General features: G+C 67.9%; 23 protein-coding genes. All 23 read right to left on the minus strand.

Annotation, left to right across the window (positions count from 1 at the left end):
* Positions 1–117: 117 nt before the first annotated feature.
* Positions 118–315, minus strand: coding sequence for a hypothetical protein (locus tag AQJ27_RS44600; protein WP_067382747.1), 198 nt, complete (start codon positions 313–315; stop codon positions 118–120).
* Positions 316–457: 142 nt separating this feature from the next.
* Positions 458–964 carry a single-stranded DNA-binding protein gene (gene ssb / locus AQJ27_RS44605; RefSeq protein WP_067382750.1) on the minus strand — a complete coding sequence of 169 codons (507 nt, stop codon included), beginning with the start codon at positions 962–964 and terminating at the stop codon, positions 458–460.
* The gene (locus AQJ27_RS53630; RefSeq protein WP_159064569.1) at positions 961–1,956 is read right to left on the minus strand and encodes a WhiB family transcriptional regulator; all 996 of its coding nucleotides are present in this window, start codon (positions 1,954–1,956) and stop codon (positions 961–963) included. The genes ssb and AQJ27_RS53630 overlap by 4 nt, the downstream gene beginning before the upstream one ends.
* Positions 1,953–2,414 carry a hypothetical protein gene (locus AQJ27_RS56895; RefSeq protein WP_067382756.1) on the minus strand — a complete coding sequence of 154 codons (462 nt, stop codon included), beginning with the start codon at positions 2,412–2,414 and terminating at the stop codon, positions 1,953–1,955. The genes AQJ27_RS53630 and AQJ27_RS56895 overlap by 4 nt, the downstream gene beginning before the upstream one ends.
* 469 nt (positions 2,415–2,883) lie before the next feature.
* A complete protein-coding gene (locus tag AQJ27_RS44620) occupies positions 2,884–3,288 on the minus strand; it encodes a hypothetical protein (protein WP_067382759.1) in 405 nt (134 codons plus the stop codon).
* On the minus strand, positions 3,285–3,653 hold the full coding sequence (locus tag AQJ27_RS44625; RefSeq protein ID WP_067382762.1) for a hypothetical protein: 369 nt from the start codon (positions 3,651–3,653) through the stop codon (positions 3,285–3,287). Before AQJ27_RS44625 ends, AQJ27_RS44620 begins: the two co-directional genes overlap by 4 nt.
* Complete coding sequence (locus tag AQJ27_RS44630) at positions 3,646–4,152, minus strand: hypothetical protein (RefSeq protein ID WP_067382765.1); 507 nt, start codon at positions 4,150–4,152, stop codon at positions 3,646–3,648. Before AQJ27_RS44630 ends, AQJ27_RS44625 begins: the two co-directional genes overlap by 8 nt.
* A complete protein-coding gene (locus AQJ27_RS44635; protein WP_067382768.1) occupies positions 4,149–4,787 on the minus strand; it encodes a hypothetical protein in 639 nt (212 codons plus the stop codon). Before AQJ27_RS44635 ends, AQJ27_RS44630 begins: the two co-directional genes overlap by 4 nt.
* Positions 4,784–4,912, minus strand: coding sequence for a hypothetical protein (locus tag AQJ27_RS60330; protein WP_268814633.1), 129 nt, complete (start codon positions 4,910–4,912; stop codon positions 4,784–4,786). The genes AQJ27_RS44635 and AQJ27_RS60330 overlap by 4 nt, the downstream gene beginning before the upstream one ends.
* Positions 4,909–5,127 carry a hypothetical protein gene (locus tag AQJ27_RS44640; protein WP_067382771.1) on the minus strand — a complete coding sequence of 73 codons (219 nt, stop codon included), beginning with the start codon at positions 5,125–5,127 and terminating at the stop codon, positions 4,909–4,911. Before AQJ27_RS44640 ends, AQJ27_RS60330 begins: the two co-directional genes overlap by 4 nt.
* Positions 5,127–5,375, minus strand: coding sequence for a hypothetical protein (locus tag AQJ27_RS44645; protein WP_067382774.1), 249 nt, complete (start codon positions 5,373–5,375; stop codon positions 5,127–5,129). The genes AQJ27_RS44640 and AQJ27_RS44645 overlap by 1 nt, the downstream gene beginning before the upstream one ends.
* 34 nt (positions 5,376–5,409) lie before the next feature.
* Positions 5,410–5,730, minus strand: a complete 321-nt coding sequence (locus AQJ27_RS44650; RefSeq protein ID WP_067382777.1) for a hypothetical protein — start codon at positions 5,728–5,730, stop codon at positions 5,410–5,412.
* A gap of 314 nt (positions 5,731–6,044) precedes the next feature.
* Positions 6,045–6,275, minus strand: a complete 231-nt coding sequence (locus tag AQJ27_RS44655; protein ID WP_067382780.1) for a hypothetical protein — start codon at positions 6,273–6,275, stop codon at positions 6,045–6,047.
* Between the two features lie 121 nt (positions 6,276–6,396).
* Positions 6,397–6,933, minus strand: coding sequence for a hypothetical protein (locus AQJ27_RS44660; RefSeq protein WP_067382783.1), 537 nt, complete (start codon positions 6,931–6,933; stop codon positions 6,397–6,399).
* Between the two features lie 231 nt (positions 6,934–7,164).
* Positions 7,165–7,419 (minus strand): hypothetical protein, encoded by a 255-nt coding sequence (locus AQJ27_RS44665; protein ID WP_067382786.1) that lies wholly within the window; start codon positions 7,417–7,419, stop codon positions 7,165–7,167.
* 762 nt (positions 7,420–8,181) lie between these two features.
* Positions 8,182–9,357, minus strand: coding sequence for a ParB/RepB/Spo0J family partition protein (locus AQJ27_RS44670; protein ID WP_067382789.1), 1,176 nt, complete (start codon positions 9,355–9,357; stop codon positions 8,182–8,184).
* Positions 9,357–10,019 carry a ParA family protein gene (locus AQJ27_RS58130; protein ID WP_201264550.1) on the minus strand — a complete coding sequence of 221 codons (663 nt, stop codon included), beginning with the start codon at positions 10,017–10,019 and terminating at the stop codon, positions 9,357–9,359. The genes AQJ27_RS44670 and AQJ27_RS58130 overlap by 1 nt, the downstream gene beginning before the upstream one ends.
* A 218-nt stretch (positions 10,020–10,237) precedes the next feature.
* Positions 10,238–10,393 (minus strand): hypothetical protein, encoded by a 156-nt coding sequence (locus tag AQJ27_RS56900; RefSeq protein WP_159064570.1) that lies wholly within the window; start codon positions 10,391–10,393, stop codon positions 10,238–10,240.
* Positions 10,394–10,403: 10 nt separating this feature from the next.
* A complete protein-coding gene (locus tag AQJ27_RS56905; RefSeq protein WP_159064571.1) occupies positions 10,404–10,553 on the minus strand; it encodes a hypothetical protein in 150 nt (49 codons plus the stop codon).
* Between the two features lie 68 nt (positions 10,554–10,621).
* Positions 10,622–11,404, minus strand: coding sequence for a DciA family protein (locus AQJ27_RS44680; protein ID WP_067382792.1), 783 nt, complete (start codon positions 11,402–11,404; stop codon positions 10,622–10,624).
* Entirely contained in the window at positions 11,397–12,092 is a 696-nt protein-coding gene (locus tag AQJ27_RS44685; RefSeq protein ID WP_235614104.1) for a DciA family protein, read from the minus strand. Before AQJ27_RS44685 ends, AQJ27_RS44680 begins: the two co-directional genes overlap by 8 nt.
* On the minus strand, positions 12,083–13,090 hold the full coding sequence (locus AQJ27_RS44690) for a hypothetical protein (RefSeq protein ID WP_159064572.1): 1,008 nt from the start codon (positions 13,088–13,090) through the stop codon (positions 12,083–12,085). The genes AQJ27_RS44685 and AQJ27_RS44690 overlap by 10 nt, the downstream gene beginning before the upstream one ends.
* A gap of 552 nt (positions 13,091–13,642) precedes the next feature.
* Positions 13,643–14,317, minus strand: a complete 675-nt coding sequence (locus AQJ27_RS44695) for a hypothetical protein (protein WP_067382798.1) — start codon at positions 14,315–14,317, stop codon at positions 13,643–13,645.
* Between the last annotated feature and the right edge of the window lie 302 nt (positions 14,318–14,619).

Consider the following 14,619-nt stretch of genomic DNA (forward strand, 5'->3'; position numbering starts at 1 on the left):
AGGCCGCTGTGGCTCTACTGGTCGTAGTGGTCGGACGGTTCGTCGGGCTCGCCCTGCCGGGTCATGCAGGCCGGATCGTGGAGTTCGTCCGGCCTGGCACCGCAATCGCAGTGCACGTCACGACTCCGCGCGGGTCTGGTTGACGTGCGCGGCCCTGACGTAGCGCAGCTTTCCGATCCCGGGGGTGTGCAGCGTGTAGGTCAGCTGGCCCGTGGAGGTGGAGGAGTCTACGACGGTCCACCAGGTGCCGCGGAAGCGCTGGATGCTGCCCTCGTACTTGACGAAGGCTCCGCGACTGAAGCGCTTGGCAGGCATGGATCCCCCTGTGGGTGGTGGTTGGTGCGGTGTGTCCACACTAGCCCATCTTCTATTACGTACGCAATACAAGATGCGGGAGGATCACACGACAAAGGGGCCTAGCCGTCAGGCCAGACCCCTTTGCGCCGAACACACAAGATCAAAACGGAGGTTCGTCCCCTCCCCACGACCCCGCAGCCTGACCCGCCGACTGCGCCGCAGCACCCCACGGATCACCCGACCCAGCCGACTGCTGCTGACGCGCCTGCCCGTACTCCTGCCGGCCCTGGCCCTGCCCCGAGTTCCCCGAAGCCTTCGTCACCTTCGCCGTCGCCGAACGGAGGGACGGGCCGATGGAGTCGATACGGACCGAGATCTTCGACCGCTTCCCACCAGTCTGCTTGTCCTCCCACGACTCCTGCACGGCCCGGCCCACCGCGACCACCTCCATTCCCTTGTCCAAGGAGTCACAGATGTTCTCGGCGAGCTGCTTGAAGGCCTTGCAGTCCCAGTACGTCGTGTCCGCGTCGGACCACTCGCCGGAGGCAGAATCCTTCACCCGCCGCAACGTGACGATGGTGAACGCCGCTACCGCGACACCCGAAGGACTGAACCGAAGCTCAGGCGACGCGGTCAACCGGCCGGTCAAGGTCATCGTGGTGCTCATGCTGCTGCTCCTGCCTTCTTGTTGGAGGACCTCAACGCCAGAACGTTCAAGGACCGATTCATCTCTCGCGAAGCCTTCTCGGACGACTTGCCGCGCCCCTTACCCAGCGGGCCGCCCACATGCTTGTAGGTCAAACCAGTGATCACGCTGCCGATAACCTTCCGGGTCACCCCGTAACGCAGCCCCAGCTCCTCATGCGTCACCCCGCCCCTCGCGTACCGCTGGCGGATCTGCAACACCTGCGCATCCGTCAGCAAGCCCTGCGACGGCGGCACAACCGGGAACACCAGCCCCTGCCTCACGTACTTCTTCCGCATCCGCGACACGAACTGGGCCGTCGTATTCGGGGACTGCCCCCGCACCCGGTCGATGTCCAAATACGTCATCTTCCGACGCAGGCCCTCAGCGATCGCCGCGAGCTGCTGCTCATGCGTCAGACGCACCAGACCACCAGCCAGATAGTCGTTGATCTCACCCGCGTCGTCCGCCGAGGACGGTCCCAGAGCATCCCGGCCGGGCTCCGCGTCCGGCACGATCTCGCCCGCAAGCCGGCCCGCCAGCCTGAGCGTCACCATCGACACCCCAGGCTCCGCGACCTCCGCGACAGGCTTCCCGTACGCGCCGGCCTCCAGCGCCAGCAGTCGAGCCTCCTCCGCGTCATACGCGCCGTCGATCCGCTCGTCCAGCAGCAGCTGGGCACGCTCCGAACCGGTCAGCCCGCCGCGGATCATGGGTTGTGAGACCAGCACGGACTCGTCGGCATCTATCTGCGCTGCTAGGCATTCCTGGAGCACCGGGCAGGACAGGCACGCCTGGCGGGCCCGTACGGCCTGTACAGCGTCGTCTCCGTCCCACCAGGACGCGGGGCGGTTGTAGCAGGAGGATCGATGCTCCCAACTGTTCGTGAAGGATGTGGGGCGACGCCTCCAGTCCGTGGTGGGGAGCGCTGCCAGTGTCGTAACGCGGCGCGTCGCGGTCGCAGTGGCGGTCATGCGAGGACTCCGGGCGGGTTGAGGAGGGCGATGTGGTCGGCGTGCATCTGGTCGAGGTCGGTGATCCACAGGACGAGCTGGGATCCCTTGACCGGGGTGCCGATGCGGGGGTCGGGGCCGAGGAGGTGGTCCTTGTTGTCGTCGGGGAGGATCCCGGCGTCCACGAGGCCATCGACAGCAGCTTTGGCGGAGGGCGCCCAGTTGCCGGGGTCGCGGCGTTTGATGCTGGTGTCCGGGTGGATGACGAAGTAGACGTGGGCGCGCTGGAGGGCCGGGATGTCGCTGTGGCGGGCCATGGTCCATGCGGCGTTGCGGATGACCTTCACCATCTCGGCTTTGCGCCTGAAGTGCAGGTTCTGGTTGGCGTTGATGAGCTTGGTTTTGGCGGGGAGTTCGAGGCGCCAGGACTGGGGGCGGATGATGCCGCCGTGCTCGGCCTCGGGGGCGGTCATGGTCACGTGGCAAGTCCCCTCTGGTTACGGAGTCGGTAGGCCCGCATGTGCTGTGAATGGACTGCTTTGCATTCCGGGCAGCGGCAGCCGTAGTTGTTGTAGGTGGCTCGCTTGCCGTGGCCTGCTCGGTCGGCCCTGGCAGGGTCTGCTCGGCGTTCGGCACGAATGCGGACTTGTTCACGGGCGTGGGCTGCACGGCATTCGGAGCAGCGGCAGCCGCGCTGGTAGCCGTTGAGGCCGTGTGTGATGGGCGTGGCTTGTCGCGGCTTGTAGTGGCGAGTGCAGAGGGGGCGAACCCCGTCGTCGGTGCTGGTGCTGGGCTTGTATTCGGCGAGGGGGCGCCATTCCTTGCAGGCGCGGCACCACTTCAGTCCGGCGTCCTTCTTGGTCATGTATGCGGCCGGTGTGAGTCCGAGACGGGTCGCGGCTGCGCGGATGCCGGCCGGGTACTCGGCGGTCTCAGGGGCGGTCATGGTCACTTCGTCACCGCCGTTTCCTGCGGGGCGGTGGTGAGCATGCGGTGGCCCTGGTAGTCCTCGCGCGGTACGAGGGTGAGCTGGCCGGGCGGGTCCGGGATGGGCTGCGGGTCGGCGGGGCCGTCGTCCTCGTGCCGGTACTCGATGCACCGGTACTGGTTCGGGATGGAGATGTATCCCTCCACCGAGCGCGGTCCTTCCATCCACTGGATGGGGGTGCGGCCCAGGTAGGCGACCATGATGAGCGGGCATCCGGGGCCGGCGGTCTCTTCGGAGCGCTGCTCGCGGTCGTGCCAGCAGGTCTCGCAGTTCGCGTAGAACCAGCCGTCGGCCTCAGTCCCGTTGGAGAACGGTGTCTCGTGGCGGGCTTCGTCGTACAGGGCGTCCACACTGTCGGGCGTCATGCCTCTTCCTCTTCGTCGTCGATGCGGGTCTGGGTGACGGCGATGGTGAGGGGGACGGATCCGTCGGCGTCGGATGCGCAGAACACCCACTGGTTGATGTCCGGGTCGATGTGGGCGTGTTCGTGGTGGGCCATCTCGACGTACTTGCCGTCGGGCAGGAGTACGTTGCATTCGACGGCGAACGGGGTCTTGGGGAGGTGCCCAAGGCGGAGGAGGTCGCCGTTCCAGACGCGGAGGCCGGGGTGGGCCTTGACCGCGGCGCCGAGCTGGTTGTCACCGTTCTCGGCGGCGATGAGGGCGTCCACGTTGGCCTGGTGGAGGGCGGCTGCGAGGGCGGCAATGTAGCCGGGTGTCGGTTCAGGCATCCGCGGACTCCTTGAGGGCGTCAGCGACGGTGCGACCCCGGTAGGTGAGCGTCGGCGCCAGTTCCCGGGCGAGCTTCAGGGCTGCGTCGTGGTCAAACTGGTGCGTGGCCAGCCATGCGGCTTCAGCCTGGTCGTCCTCCCCGAAGTCGGGCTCGTAGGACCAGGTGCCATCGGTGCCGTAGCAGCGGAGGCGCTGTGTGATGGAGTACTGGCCGTTGCCGCGGTAGTGGACGTTGATCGTGAACGTGTATCGGTCTTCGTGGCCTTCGGGAAGGCTGCTGACGACGTAGCGGATGGGAAGGATGGTGGCCTGCTGACTGGTCTCTTCGGCTTCCTGCTGGGCCTGTTGCTGTACGGCTGCTCCTGCGAGGACGGCTTCGATGACGTGCTGGAGGATTTCCTTCGGGTCGCCCTGGAGGACGATCGCCATGGCGGCGGCCGGGCAGAGCTGGTTGAGGGCTCCCGCGGCAATGTCAGTGAGCTGGGCGGTGTCGGTCACGGCTCGGGGTGCTCCTTCGGGGTCTCGGTGTCGGCGGCCGTGCGGGCGGCGAGACCGGCGGCGATGGTGGTGACGGAGAGCGGCTCGGTGTCCGCGGTGGTCTTCTTCGCGGCCTGGATGCCGTCGATGAGCGCGAGCGCTTTGGGCGTGTAGTGGCGGGTGTGGCAGTGGACGGCGTGGGCGACGGCGGAGCGGAGGTCGTTGGGGGTGTGGATGGGTTCGCAGTGGTGGGCGCCTTGGGCGCAGGGGGTGAAGGTGTGGAAGGGGGCGGCGGAGTTGTCGTCGGGGGTGTAGGCGAGGAGGGCTCCGGAGGGGAAGGAGCGGGTGACGGTGCCGTCGGGGCGTTCCTGCCAGTCGCGTATGAGGCCGGCGGGCAGGTTGTGGGTGCGGGCGGCGTAGTAGGCGGCGATCTGCTTCTCGGTGATGAACTCGACGGGCCGGGTGGGGAGCGGGGCGGGCGGCTTGACCAGGGAGACACGCGGGCGCTTGGCCAGGGACACAGGCGGGTTGGCGGGCTTCGGGATGGCCTTGCGGGCCGGCCGGGTGCTGGTGCGCTTCGCGGCCGCCTTCTTGGCGGCGGGCTTCGGGGCCGGTGCGGTGGTGGTGGCCTGCGCAGCGCGTGTTCTGGTGGTCATTGCTGTTCTCCGTCCTGCGGGTTCTTGGGTGGGGCTGTGCTGCTCCGGTGCTTGTGCTGGTGGAGGGTGATGAGGAGTGCGATCGCGGTGAGGACGGCGGCGGCGATGCCGTCCGGCCAGCTCATTGGGAGTTCGCCGCCTGCTGTGATGCGGTGACGATGCAGTCGGCCGCGTGCATGTAGCGGGCCGGACTGTTGTCGTCGTGCTCCCGCTCCGGCTGGCAGTGGCACAGCAGCGCCTCGATGGCAGTCAGCTGCCGCTTGGCCTCGTCCAGTTCGGACTTGACCTGCTCGATGCGGGCGTTCAGCTCGGTGGAGCGATCGGCCAGGTTCTGTTCCATCAGGACGGCTCCTGCTCTGCACGGCCGGAGATGCGGCGCTCCTCCAGCTCGGCGCCCTTCACGTAGGCGCTGTAGCCCTGGGCGTACGCGAGGTTGGGGTGCAGGTCGGCGATGTATGCGGCACGGACGCTGAGCTGGTGGATGGTCAGGGTGGCGTGGTCGTCGTAGGCGTCGGCGCGTCCGGCGAACCGGTCGAGTTCCGCGGCGGAAAAGTTGCCGGCGGTCTGGGCGAAGGTCATGGTCGTCATGGCGTCGGGTTCGTTCTTGGCTGGGGGGTGGGGGTTATGCGACGGCTTCGGTGATGTCCGGGTGGATGTCCTCGCCGGCGAGGGAGAGGGCGTGGACCAGGACCGGGGTGCTCGAGCCGTCGGAGCGGAGCTCGGTGTGGGTGTGGAGCGTCCAGAGGGTTACGGCGCCGCCTGCGCGCTGCCGGGTGACGTAGCCGCCCAGGGCGTTGATCCAGGCGCGGAGTTCGTGGATGTCGGCGGTGAAGATGTGGGCCGCGGTGTCGCGTGCGGTGATACGTCCTGTGGGGAGGCCGTGGAGGTCGGCGGTGACCTGGGCGTCGATGGCCGGGTCGGTGCGGCGGATGCTGATCGGCATGCGGGTCTCCCCTGCTGGTGGTGCGTGTGGTTGTTCACCCGGCGCGCGCAGAGCGTGTCGTGCGCGGCCGGGGAGCTGTTGGGTGTCAGGCGACTTCGCCGCGCATAACGGCCATGAGGAAGTCGTCCAGGACGATCGGGGCGGGCTCCGGGTGGTCAGGAAGGGTGCGAGGACTGCCTGTTGGGGCGGTTCCTGGGCTGTGGGACCACCGTAACCCATCTTCTATTACGTACGCAATACAAGAGCGCGGGGGATGAGAAAAGCCCCTGCCCCGCGGGTCTGGGGGCAAGGGCTTCACTGGCAGGGTGGGGCGTTCAGGCGTCGCGGGCTCTGATCTTCACCGCGTGGACCTTCAACAGGGCCGTGTACGAGAAGTAGTTGGTCTTGCCGCGGCGGACCTTCTTGATGCCCTCCTGGCGGATCCAGTTCTCCAGGGTGCTCTTCGGGGCCGGATGGCCGGTTCGCTGGAACAGCGCGACAGCCTCATCGAGAGTTACCGGATCGGGGATGCCGGCGATGGTCGGTATGGCGGACGTGATGGCCATGCGGCCTCCCATGATCGACGGCCACAGTTCGCAGCTCCGGCGGCCGATGACGGGCGGATTCGAGGAATCCGTTCGTGTGCTTTGTGTGCGGTTGTTCTTCTGTAGACAGGCGAACCGGCAGTCAGGTTGCGCGGATTTTCAAGATTTCTTTCTGCGTCACGTACTGAGTAGCCAGGCGGGCCAGGGTCCATGCCGACGACATTCCGTCGCGTCCACGGCACTCCACGTTCAGGCACATGGCCCGCCGCGTGTAGGGCTGCCACTGCAGGCCCCACGTCGTGCAGCGGGGGCAGGGGTGCGCGCAGACGACATCGTGGTCGCCGAGCGCGATGGCGTGCTCGAGGCTCTGACGGTAGATCACGATGTCGCGGCGCTGGCGGACTTCGGCCGGGGCGTCCTCGGTCTGTTCCTCCCACCAGGCGTAGACGTCGCGGACGCGGGCCGGGACCGGTCCGATGTCGCCGGCGGCCTCGTCACGGGCATGCTGGACGACTTCGTCGACGCAGCGGGACATGTAGTCGACGATGCCGAGGTTGAGCGGGGCACCGGGGGTGACGCTGGGGGAGCGGCGTTCGGAGGGGCCGGTCTGGGGGTGTTCGCGGTAGTGGGTGGCCAGCAGGTGGAGCCGAAATGCGGCGTCTTCTGTGTCGCGGCCCATGGTGTCCCCGTCCCCTCGGGCGGCCCCCGGGGCGCGGATCGTCCGTACGTATGTCGGGGCGCGCGCCGGTGGCCGGAAAGCGTGATTCCGGGCTGTTTCCGGACGCCCCACTATGGCACGCGAGTGAGGGGACGTGAACGTTCCGTAAGAAAGGATCAATGCCCCTGGCATGAGAGTTACTGAGCGGTGACCTTGTGAAGATGAAACAACCCCCGGCATATGCGGACAAGTTCAGAGGAGGCCGGGCGCCGCCTTCATCCCGTCGATCATGGCGTGAAGTTCCCGGCGTTGCTCATCGTCCACGATCCCGTGCACGTGGGCTCCCGCAAGCATGGTGCTCACCAGGTCCAGAGTGATCTGATAGGCCTCTGCGGTGTCCGGGTCGGTGAGAGTCCGCTCGCACTTCAGGAAGCGCGCCTCGACGCTGTCGGTGAGACGCTGCTGCGGGGACGCTGATGGTTCGCTGGATTCCCTGGGGTCCGGCACGGTGTCCTCCCTACGCTGCTTACGGCGTGAGGAAGGGCCCTTGCGGAACAGGATGACGGTGCCAGGGCCACCGTCTGGCCCGGGGTCAAGGGGCTCTGCTGCGGACATGGGGTGTCCCCGATCCCTGGCAGAAGTGGGAAGGTCCTCGTACGCCCGGTCGGTGTCGGCGGTCCACCCGGGCCCCCCGCGCGTCCGGCTGCCAGTCCAGACACTTGGACTTGCCACTGTGGCATCGATTCCAGGCGGTCGGTAAGTGACTGCGGGGTATTAACCGCCTGCTGACATGTATTCGATACGGTTTTGGCCAGAGGGTGACGGAGAGGCTACATCCGGATACGGAAACAGCCCCTGCGAGTGCCAGAAGGTTCAGGCGATTCGAGGGGCTGAACGGTCCTCCCGGGCATGCCCGTTCGTTGACGGCAGTCTAATCCGGGAAGTCCCCATGCAGTACAGAGGCTTGCCCAGTTTTTTCGGCCGGGGAGTGTGGGGGATGGCGGACGCGCGGCCGGGCCGCCCCCGGAGGGCTGCGATCCACGCGGGGGCTGTCCCCGGCCGTGCAGCCGTCGGCCATGGGAACCGGCAGCACCCCCCACCCAAGGCGCATATATGCACTCCGGGAAGGGACTTGCACAGGGATCACTCAGGTGGGTGACAGATAAACCCCGTCATCCGGCACGTATTCGACCGAATCTGGTCGGCGCATGACGAGGCCCCGCCCTCTACCTCGCGGGCAAGGAGAGCGGGGCCAGTCGCGCAGATGGTTCAGATGGCGCTCGCGGTCACCCGCGCCAGCACCCTGGCCAGGGCTTCAGGGTTCTTCTCCCGGCCTTTCTCCAAGAGGACGTGCAGCATCAGGAAGTACGGCTCGTCGACCATCTTCAGCGCCAGGTGCTGCCCCAGAATGGGGCCGTCGTCGTACGGCAAGGTACTTCCGCTGGGCAACGGCGCTTCGAGGCCCCGCTCGGTGTGGCGCGGCTCGGGGAGGACCGGCTGGATCGGATCCGGCTGCGCCTGCACGGCATCCGGTTCCAACGTGGCCGGGTTCGGCTTTACCGCGCTAAAGGTCTGCGCGGTGGTCACCGACTCGAGGACCGCCTTGCCGGATGTGGGCGGCGGCTGTGGTGGCGCGTATACCGCGGTATACGTCTCCGGGGCCGGGGCCGCCTCTACAGCCGTCGCGGGAGCCGAAGCCGGCGCGGCGGCGGGAGCAAGGACGGGGGCAAAAGCAGGGACGGGGGCGGGTTTCGGTGCGGAGGGTGCCAGGGGCGGCTGCTCCTGGTCCGTCTTCCACGCCGGATACTGCTCGTCGGATGGCATTGCCGCGTACCGGCGCATGTCCCGGAACGCCGTCAGCTTTCCGTCGAAGACGAGCTGCACCATCTCGTCGGTGAGGCGCAGCAGGCCGATCCGCTGGTTGAACCATTGCTTCGACTTGCCCATGGCCTTCGCCGCGGCGGACTGGTTGCCGTCGTGGAGAGCCAGCATCGCGTGCAGGCCGTTGGCCTCTTCGATGGGGTTGAAGTTGGCGCGCTGCACGTTCTCCGCCAGCACGGCGGAGAAGAACCGGATCCTGGACTCGGTCAGGTCGTGCCGCAGCAGCACGTCGAGACTGTCCAGGCCCACCTTGAGGGCGGCACGCCAGCGGCGCTCACCGGCCGCCATGACGTAGCGGCAGCCGTCGGGCAGATGCCCGGCGTGTTCGGGGTACAGCTTCAGGTAGGCGGCCTTGGAGACGGCCACGCAGGGCTGCAGCTGTCCGGCACGCATGCCCTCGCCGAGCTCGGCGAGTTCGGTCTCGTCGAAGTTCCGCCGCGGGTTGAGCGGTGTGGGAGCGACGGTGTCCGGGTGGACGTGGACGAGATCGGGTCGGCCGGCCCCGGGGACTGCCTCAACCTTGGCGCCGGCCAGGGAGGCGAGAGAGACGCGCTTGCCCGACATCAGCGGCGTCCTCCGTAACCACGCTCCAGGGCCAGGCGGAAGTAGTCCTCGCGGGCGCGCAGCGTGGTGCCGTTGTCCGCGTACTGCGTGACGACCTTGCCTTCGGAGGCGGCCCTGGTGTGGATTTTGTAGCGGCGGATGACGGTCTTCGCGCGGGGCCAGCCCATGGCGTCGATGTACTCGATGGTGTCGTCGAGGTCGGCGCGGCCGTCGCGGGGGTCCCAGGCGTTGATGACGACGGTGTAGGGGAGGCCGCGGGGCACGATGACGCGTTCGATGGTGCGGGCGGTGGGGTCGAAGGCGAGGGGCTCGGGCGGCATGGGGACCAGGACGTCGTCGGCGATGTCGAGGGCCGCGGCGAGGATGTGCTCGTTCTCGAGGCTGCCGGGGGTGTCGATGAAGATGTGCTGCCGCTGTTCGTTGTCGCCGAGGACGTCGTGGGTGACGGCGGCGAGGTTGACGGCGGTGGTGGTCTTCCCGACGCCGCCCTTCTGGTTCGCGATGACGTGGATCTGCGCGCCGAGGTTCTTCAGGTCGGCGAGGCTGTCGGAGTCTTCGTGCGCGGCCGCGAAGTCAAAGGGCAGGTTGTCGCCAACGCGGTCTGCCCACCAGATCGTTGATCCCTGTGGGTCGGTGGAGACAACGAGGACTGAGGAAGGCATGGTGCTCCGTTTCCGTGTGCTTCCCGAGCGGTGCTCGGTACTCGGACGGCCATAGCTTCTCAGATCGGTGCTGTGGGGTCGGGGATTGGGCAGGGTTTGCGCCTGGCGGCGTATACCGCGGTATACGTCCATCGCCCTCGCCCGCGCGCCTCCCTCGCACAGTCCACCCCGGGCTCGGCGTATACCGCGGTATACGCGGGAGTGGTCAACGCGGTCGGTCAGATGTCGTCTTCGTCCACGTCGTCCTCGTCGAGCAGGGCAAGACCTTCGGGGTACACGGGCTCCTGGAACAGCCGGTGACGCTCCCACGCGGGCGCCGGCCCGGCCTGCCGGGGCGCGGCAGGAACTTGGGCAGGGGTGGCGGTCTGCGGCATCGGGGGCTCCTCAGGCGGCGTGGGGAAGCAGGCGGCGGAGGCGGGCGTAGTCGTCCAGCCAGGCCCGTTCCTCGCGGTCCTGCTGCCGGTGCCACTCGGGGGTGAACTCGGCGGGCGCGTCGGTGTCCTCGAGCGCAGGGTGCGGCAGGGTCTCCAGCATGGGCGGCTCCGTTCGTGCGGGGTGATCGCGAACAGGCTCCCGCAGATCTTGCGCAGTGTTCCCTCCGCTCAGGCGACGTCGAACGCGCGGCGCACCGGTGCCGCGTCGCCGCCGCGCTTGCGGGCGATCGCGGCCCGGCGGATCTGTTCGGCGCGGTCCAGGGTCGGGGCGGTGAGCCGCTCGAGCTCGGCGACGGCATCGGTGAACGCGGTCTCCGGCTCCCGGTTCGCGGGGTGGGTCAGGACCTGGTTCTGCCGCTCGATGGCGTCGGCGACGCGGGGGTCGGTGGGCGTGCTGCTGGCTTTGGCGGCCTGGTGGGCTTCGAAGGTGCGGCGGTAGCCGGGGGAAGCGGTCTCTCGCGTGCGCACGGGTGCAGGCGGCACGGCGGGCTCCTCGACGGCGGGGGACGGTGCGGCGGTGGCTCCGGCGGCCAGCACGCGGATCTTGCGGACCGCGGGCCGGCCGAGGCGGTCGTTGAGGTGCTTGGCCAGTTGCCGCTCGAAGAGCCGGATCTGCGTGGCGTACGCGGCGCTCGAGGGCCGGAGGGTGAGCAGGCCGTGTTCGGCGTCGTAGCCGACGGGCTGCACGGTGGTGGCGAGTTCGGTGGGGCAGATCTGCGTCCACTGGTCGATGAGTTCGCCGCCGCCGATGCTTTCCTTCCAGCCTTGTTCGGCGGTGAGGCGTTCGAGGATGCCGCCGAGGCCGATGGGGTCGCGGCCGCCGGTGCGGCTCTCGCGGACGGTGCGGCGGGTCTTGCGGGCGGGTTCGGCCGGCCGGGTCTTGGCGGCCGCGCGGGCGGCGGCGAGGGCCTGGCGGGCGAGGTCCGCGCCAGATGCGGTGGGCTCAGCCACGGTGGTCCTCCATGCGGTAAACGCGGACGGGGATACCTGCGGTCTTGGCGCGGCTGATGCAGTCAGCGGTGCCGCGGGAGTTGTTCCGGGAGAAGGCCAGGACGAGATCGACGCCCATGTCGACCATCAGCTGGTTGCGGTAGTGACCGGCCAACGGGCAGTACTCGCCGTGCCTGGACATCTTGCGATGTGGCGTGGACGGGCAGGCCGGAGTGCAGGGGCCTGACCAGTTGGCAGGGAAGCCGTGGTGGAACACGCCGTTGTCAATGGCCCACTGCTTGGCGATGGCGTCAGCGCCGGTGGGGCAGTCGCCATGGACGACGGTGAAGTGGACTTCGGGTGAGACGGTCTGGACGGCATCGTGCCAGGCGTCCAGGAGCGCGTCAGCGACAGCTTGTTGGTCGGCCCAGGTGCGCGATCCGGTGACCAGGACGTGGACTTCCTGAATGCAGCCGATGACCTTCTTGATGATCGGCTCGGGAAGGGCGGCGTTCAGCTTCTCCGCCATCTTCAAAGCGACAAGGCGCAGCTGGGTCAGCCAGGCCTGGTTGATGCACTCAACGATCAGGATGCCGCGCGGTGCGTCGAACCCAGACGGCGTCCACCCGTACGACCCGTGCGGCTGCCGGAGCACGGATGCCCATGCGGCCACTAGTTCAGCACTGATAGCTGACTCGGTCATGCCCATGCTCCCTGACGCTCGAGAAGGGCCTGCTTGCCGATGGCGTACTTACACAGGGGCTCGCCGTACAGATCGAGGGCGTCGTCCTTGTCCTCGTCGTAATGGGCAATGACCTCGGGCCAGATGTCCCAGTCCATCTGCGCTCGGGCCCGTTCCTCGGCGGTATACGCGCGCTTCGGCTCCGTCTCGGGGGCGCCGAACAGCGCTTCCAGGGCAGCGCGTGCGGCGGCCTGCTCGCGGCCCGCGGTGCTGTCCTCCCAGGCGACGGCCTGCGCCAGCTCCTGCTGGTGCTGGGTGTCCATGGCGATCCGGGCGCGGATGAACGCGACGGGGTTCTTGGGCTTCCAGCGCATGCCGGAGCACATGCCGTTGAGTTCGTCGGCGATGCGTAGACCGTCCCAGCCGCGGTCGGTCCAGGGCCGCAGGACGTACTCGAGACGGCGCAGCGGCACCTTCTGCGTCCAGTTGACGAGGGCTCGCACCAGCCGGATGGTCTGGCTGGCTTTCTGGACGTCGACCGCGGTACGGCGGCGGCCGTCGATCTGGCTGCTCTGGTGCGGGATCGGGGTCTTCGGCGGCCGAGCCTGCGAGGTGTAGTTAAAACCACCTACTAGATCAACCTGACTCTCTTCTTTAACCACCGTTAGGGAAGGGGGCGCAAGGCTCTCCGAATCGGAGTTGTCCACAGGCGGGTTATCCACAGGCTTCTCCTGGCCCCGAAGGTCCACGATGATCCGAGCGGTGTACCCGGAGCCGACGATGCGGTGGCTCATGGCGTGGTCGTAGACCGGGGGGATGACCGCGGCGTACACGGTGGCGGTGGCCGCGTATCCGCCGAGGCCGAGCATGGGGCGCACGTTGGTGCGGGTGCCGTGCTGGACCCAGGCGAGGGCGCCCAGCTCCCGCAGATATGACACGTGCCGCTTCACGGTGGCCTTGTCGACGCCGAGCCGGTGCGCGGTCTCGAGCATGCAGTAGCGGGCGTGCCCGGTGTCGTAGTCCATGCGTGCTGCGAGGTCTTCGGCGACGCGCAGCGTGGTGGCGTTCGCGCGGCCGTGCAGGCCGGCTGCGATCAGCCACGCGACTGCGCGAAGCCACCGACGCGGGCCGCTCCGGCGCGAGGCAGTGCACGCCACCTCTTGGGCGGCGCCGCGGACGAGAGCAACCTGGCCTGCACTGTAGTCGTACGCACGTTCGATTTCGACAGTAGGGGCGTATGTGTCCGGGGTGGATTCGGTGCGCTGGATGCCACCCGACCGGGGGGAGATTCCTCGCGAATCGCCCACGGTGGAGTTGCCAAGCTGACAAGAAGGGGTGCGGTGCTGCACTATGTACCTGCCTTCGTTGATGGCCTTGCGGGAACGCAAAAGCCCTCGGTGGCGGTGAAGTGGTTCGTGGAGAACCTGCATTTCGCTCGCTCGGGTTGGCGCCCGGCGGGCCTTAGATCGGCATTGGCGTGCTGATCCGTGGTACGAGGGCCGCAGAGGCCCGGAGGTGTTTGGCGCACCAGTCCGGGACGCGGCCAGGCGGTCGAGGAATCTCCCGCCCAGAAAGCGCTACGTCATCTGATCTCTCTTTCGTGGTTGTCGAGCACCGTCCCCGAGGCGCGGGGTACGGGAGTCATCGGCGGCCAGCCACCGCTCCTGGTAGGCCAGGGCGAGCGGCAGGCAGCTGTGCCGCGTGTGGAACACGGCGGTGTTGGACCCGAGGTCGGGACGAATCAGGTTGTCTCCCGGGAACAACATGCTGTGCTCCCGGGGCGTTACGGCCTGGCCGCAGCCGTGGCAGGCGCCGTGGACCAGCCGCATCTCGAAGTCGATCCGCTTACCCTCGATGGCCATCACGCGGTCCATGAACACTTCGCGGCAGGGCGGCAGGTCGCCGCAGTGGCTGCACACCGCGTAGTGCTTGGGGAGAACCAGGTACTTCCAGGACGCCGGGGCGGTCCCCACCTTCAGCGGGTCCTTGGTGCGGTCGGTCCGGTTATGGATGTACAGCGGGCGACCGTTCCACGTCTCATGGTCAGGCTCACCGGCTGCCTGCCAGGCCTGGACGAAGCTGGTCTTCCAGTTGGCGAGGTTGATTTCCTCGGTGCGGACGATGAGCAGCGGCTTGTAGTTCCACGCCACCACGGTGCCGGGGACAATCTCGGCGGCCGTGACGACGGTGGTGTCCTGCTCGTCGGGGGACCACTCGTCATACGGACGGGCGGCATAGCCCCGGGGGCTCATCGTGTGCTGTGGGTTGAAGTGACAGGACCCGTCTGCATCGCCGGTGTGATCTTCACGGCGGTGTCCGGGGTTCGACTGTCTGATTGCCCGGGTGTCCGGGTACGCTCTGCCATGTCGGCACCTTTACTTCGTCGCAAGCTTTGTGGTGTCGTCAGCCCTCGCGTTCCGGCTTCGCAAACCGGGACCGCCACCAAGGTGGCAGCGGGGGCTTCCGACTTTGTCGGAGTGCGTCCTCCGCGCAGCCTCGCAACTGACTGCACCTCAAACGCAAGGCTCAGCCTACCGTTTCGACTGGTCATCTG

The organism is Streptomyces olivochromogenes (assembly GCF_001514115.1).
In the GTDB taxonomy this organism is placed as follows: Bacteria; Actinomycetota; Actinomycetes; order Streptomycetales; family Streptomycetaceae; genus Streptomyces; species Streptomyces olivochromogenes.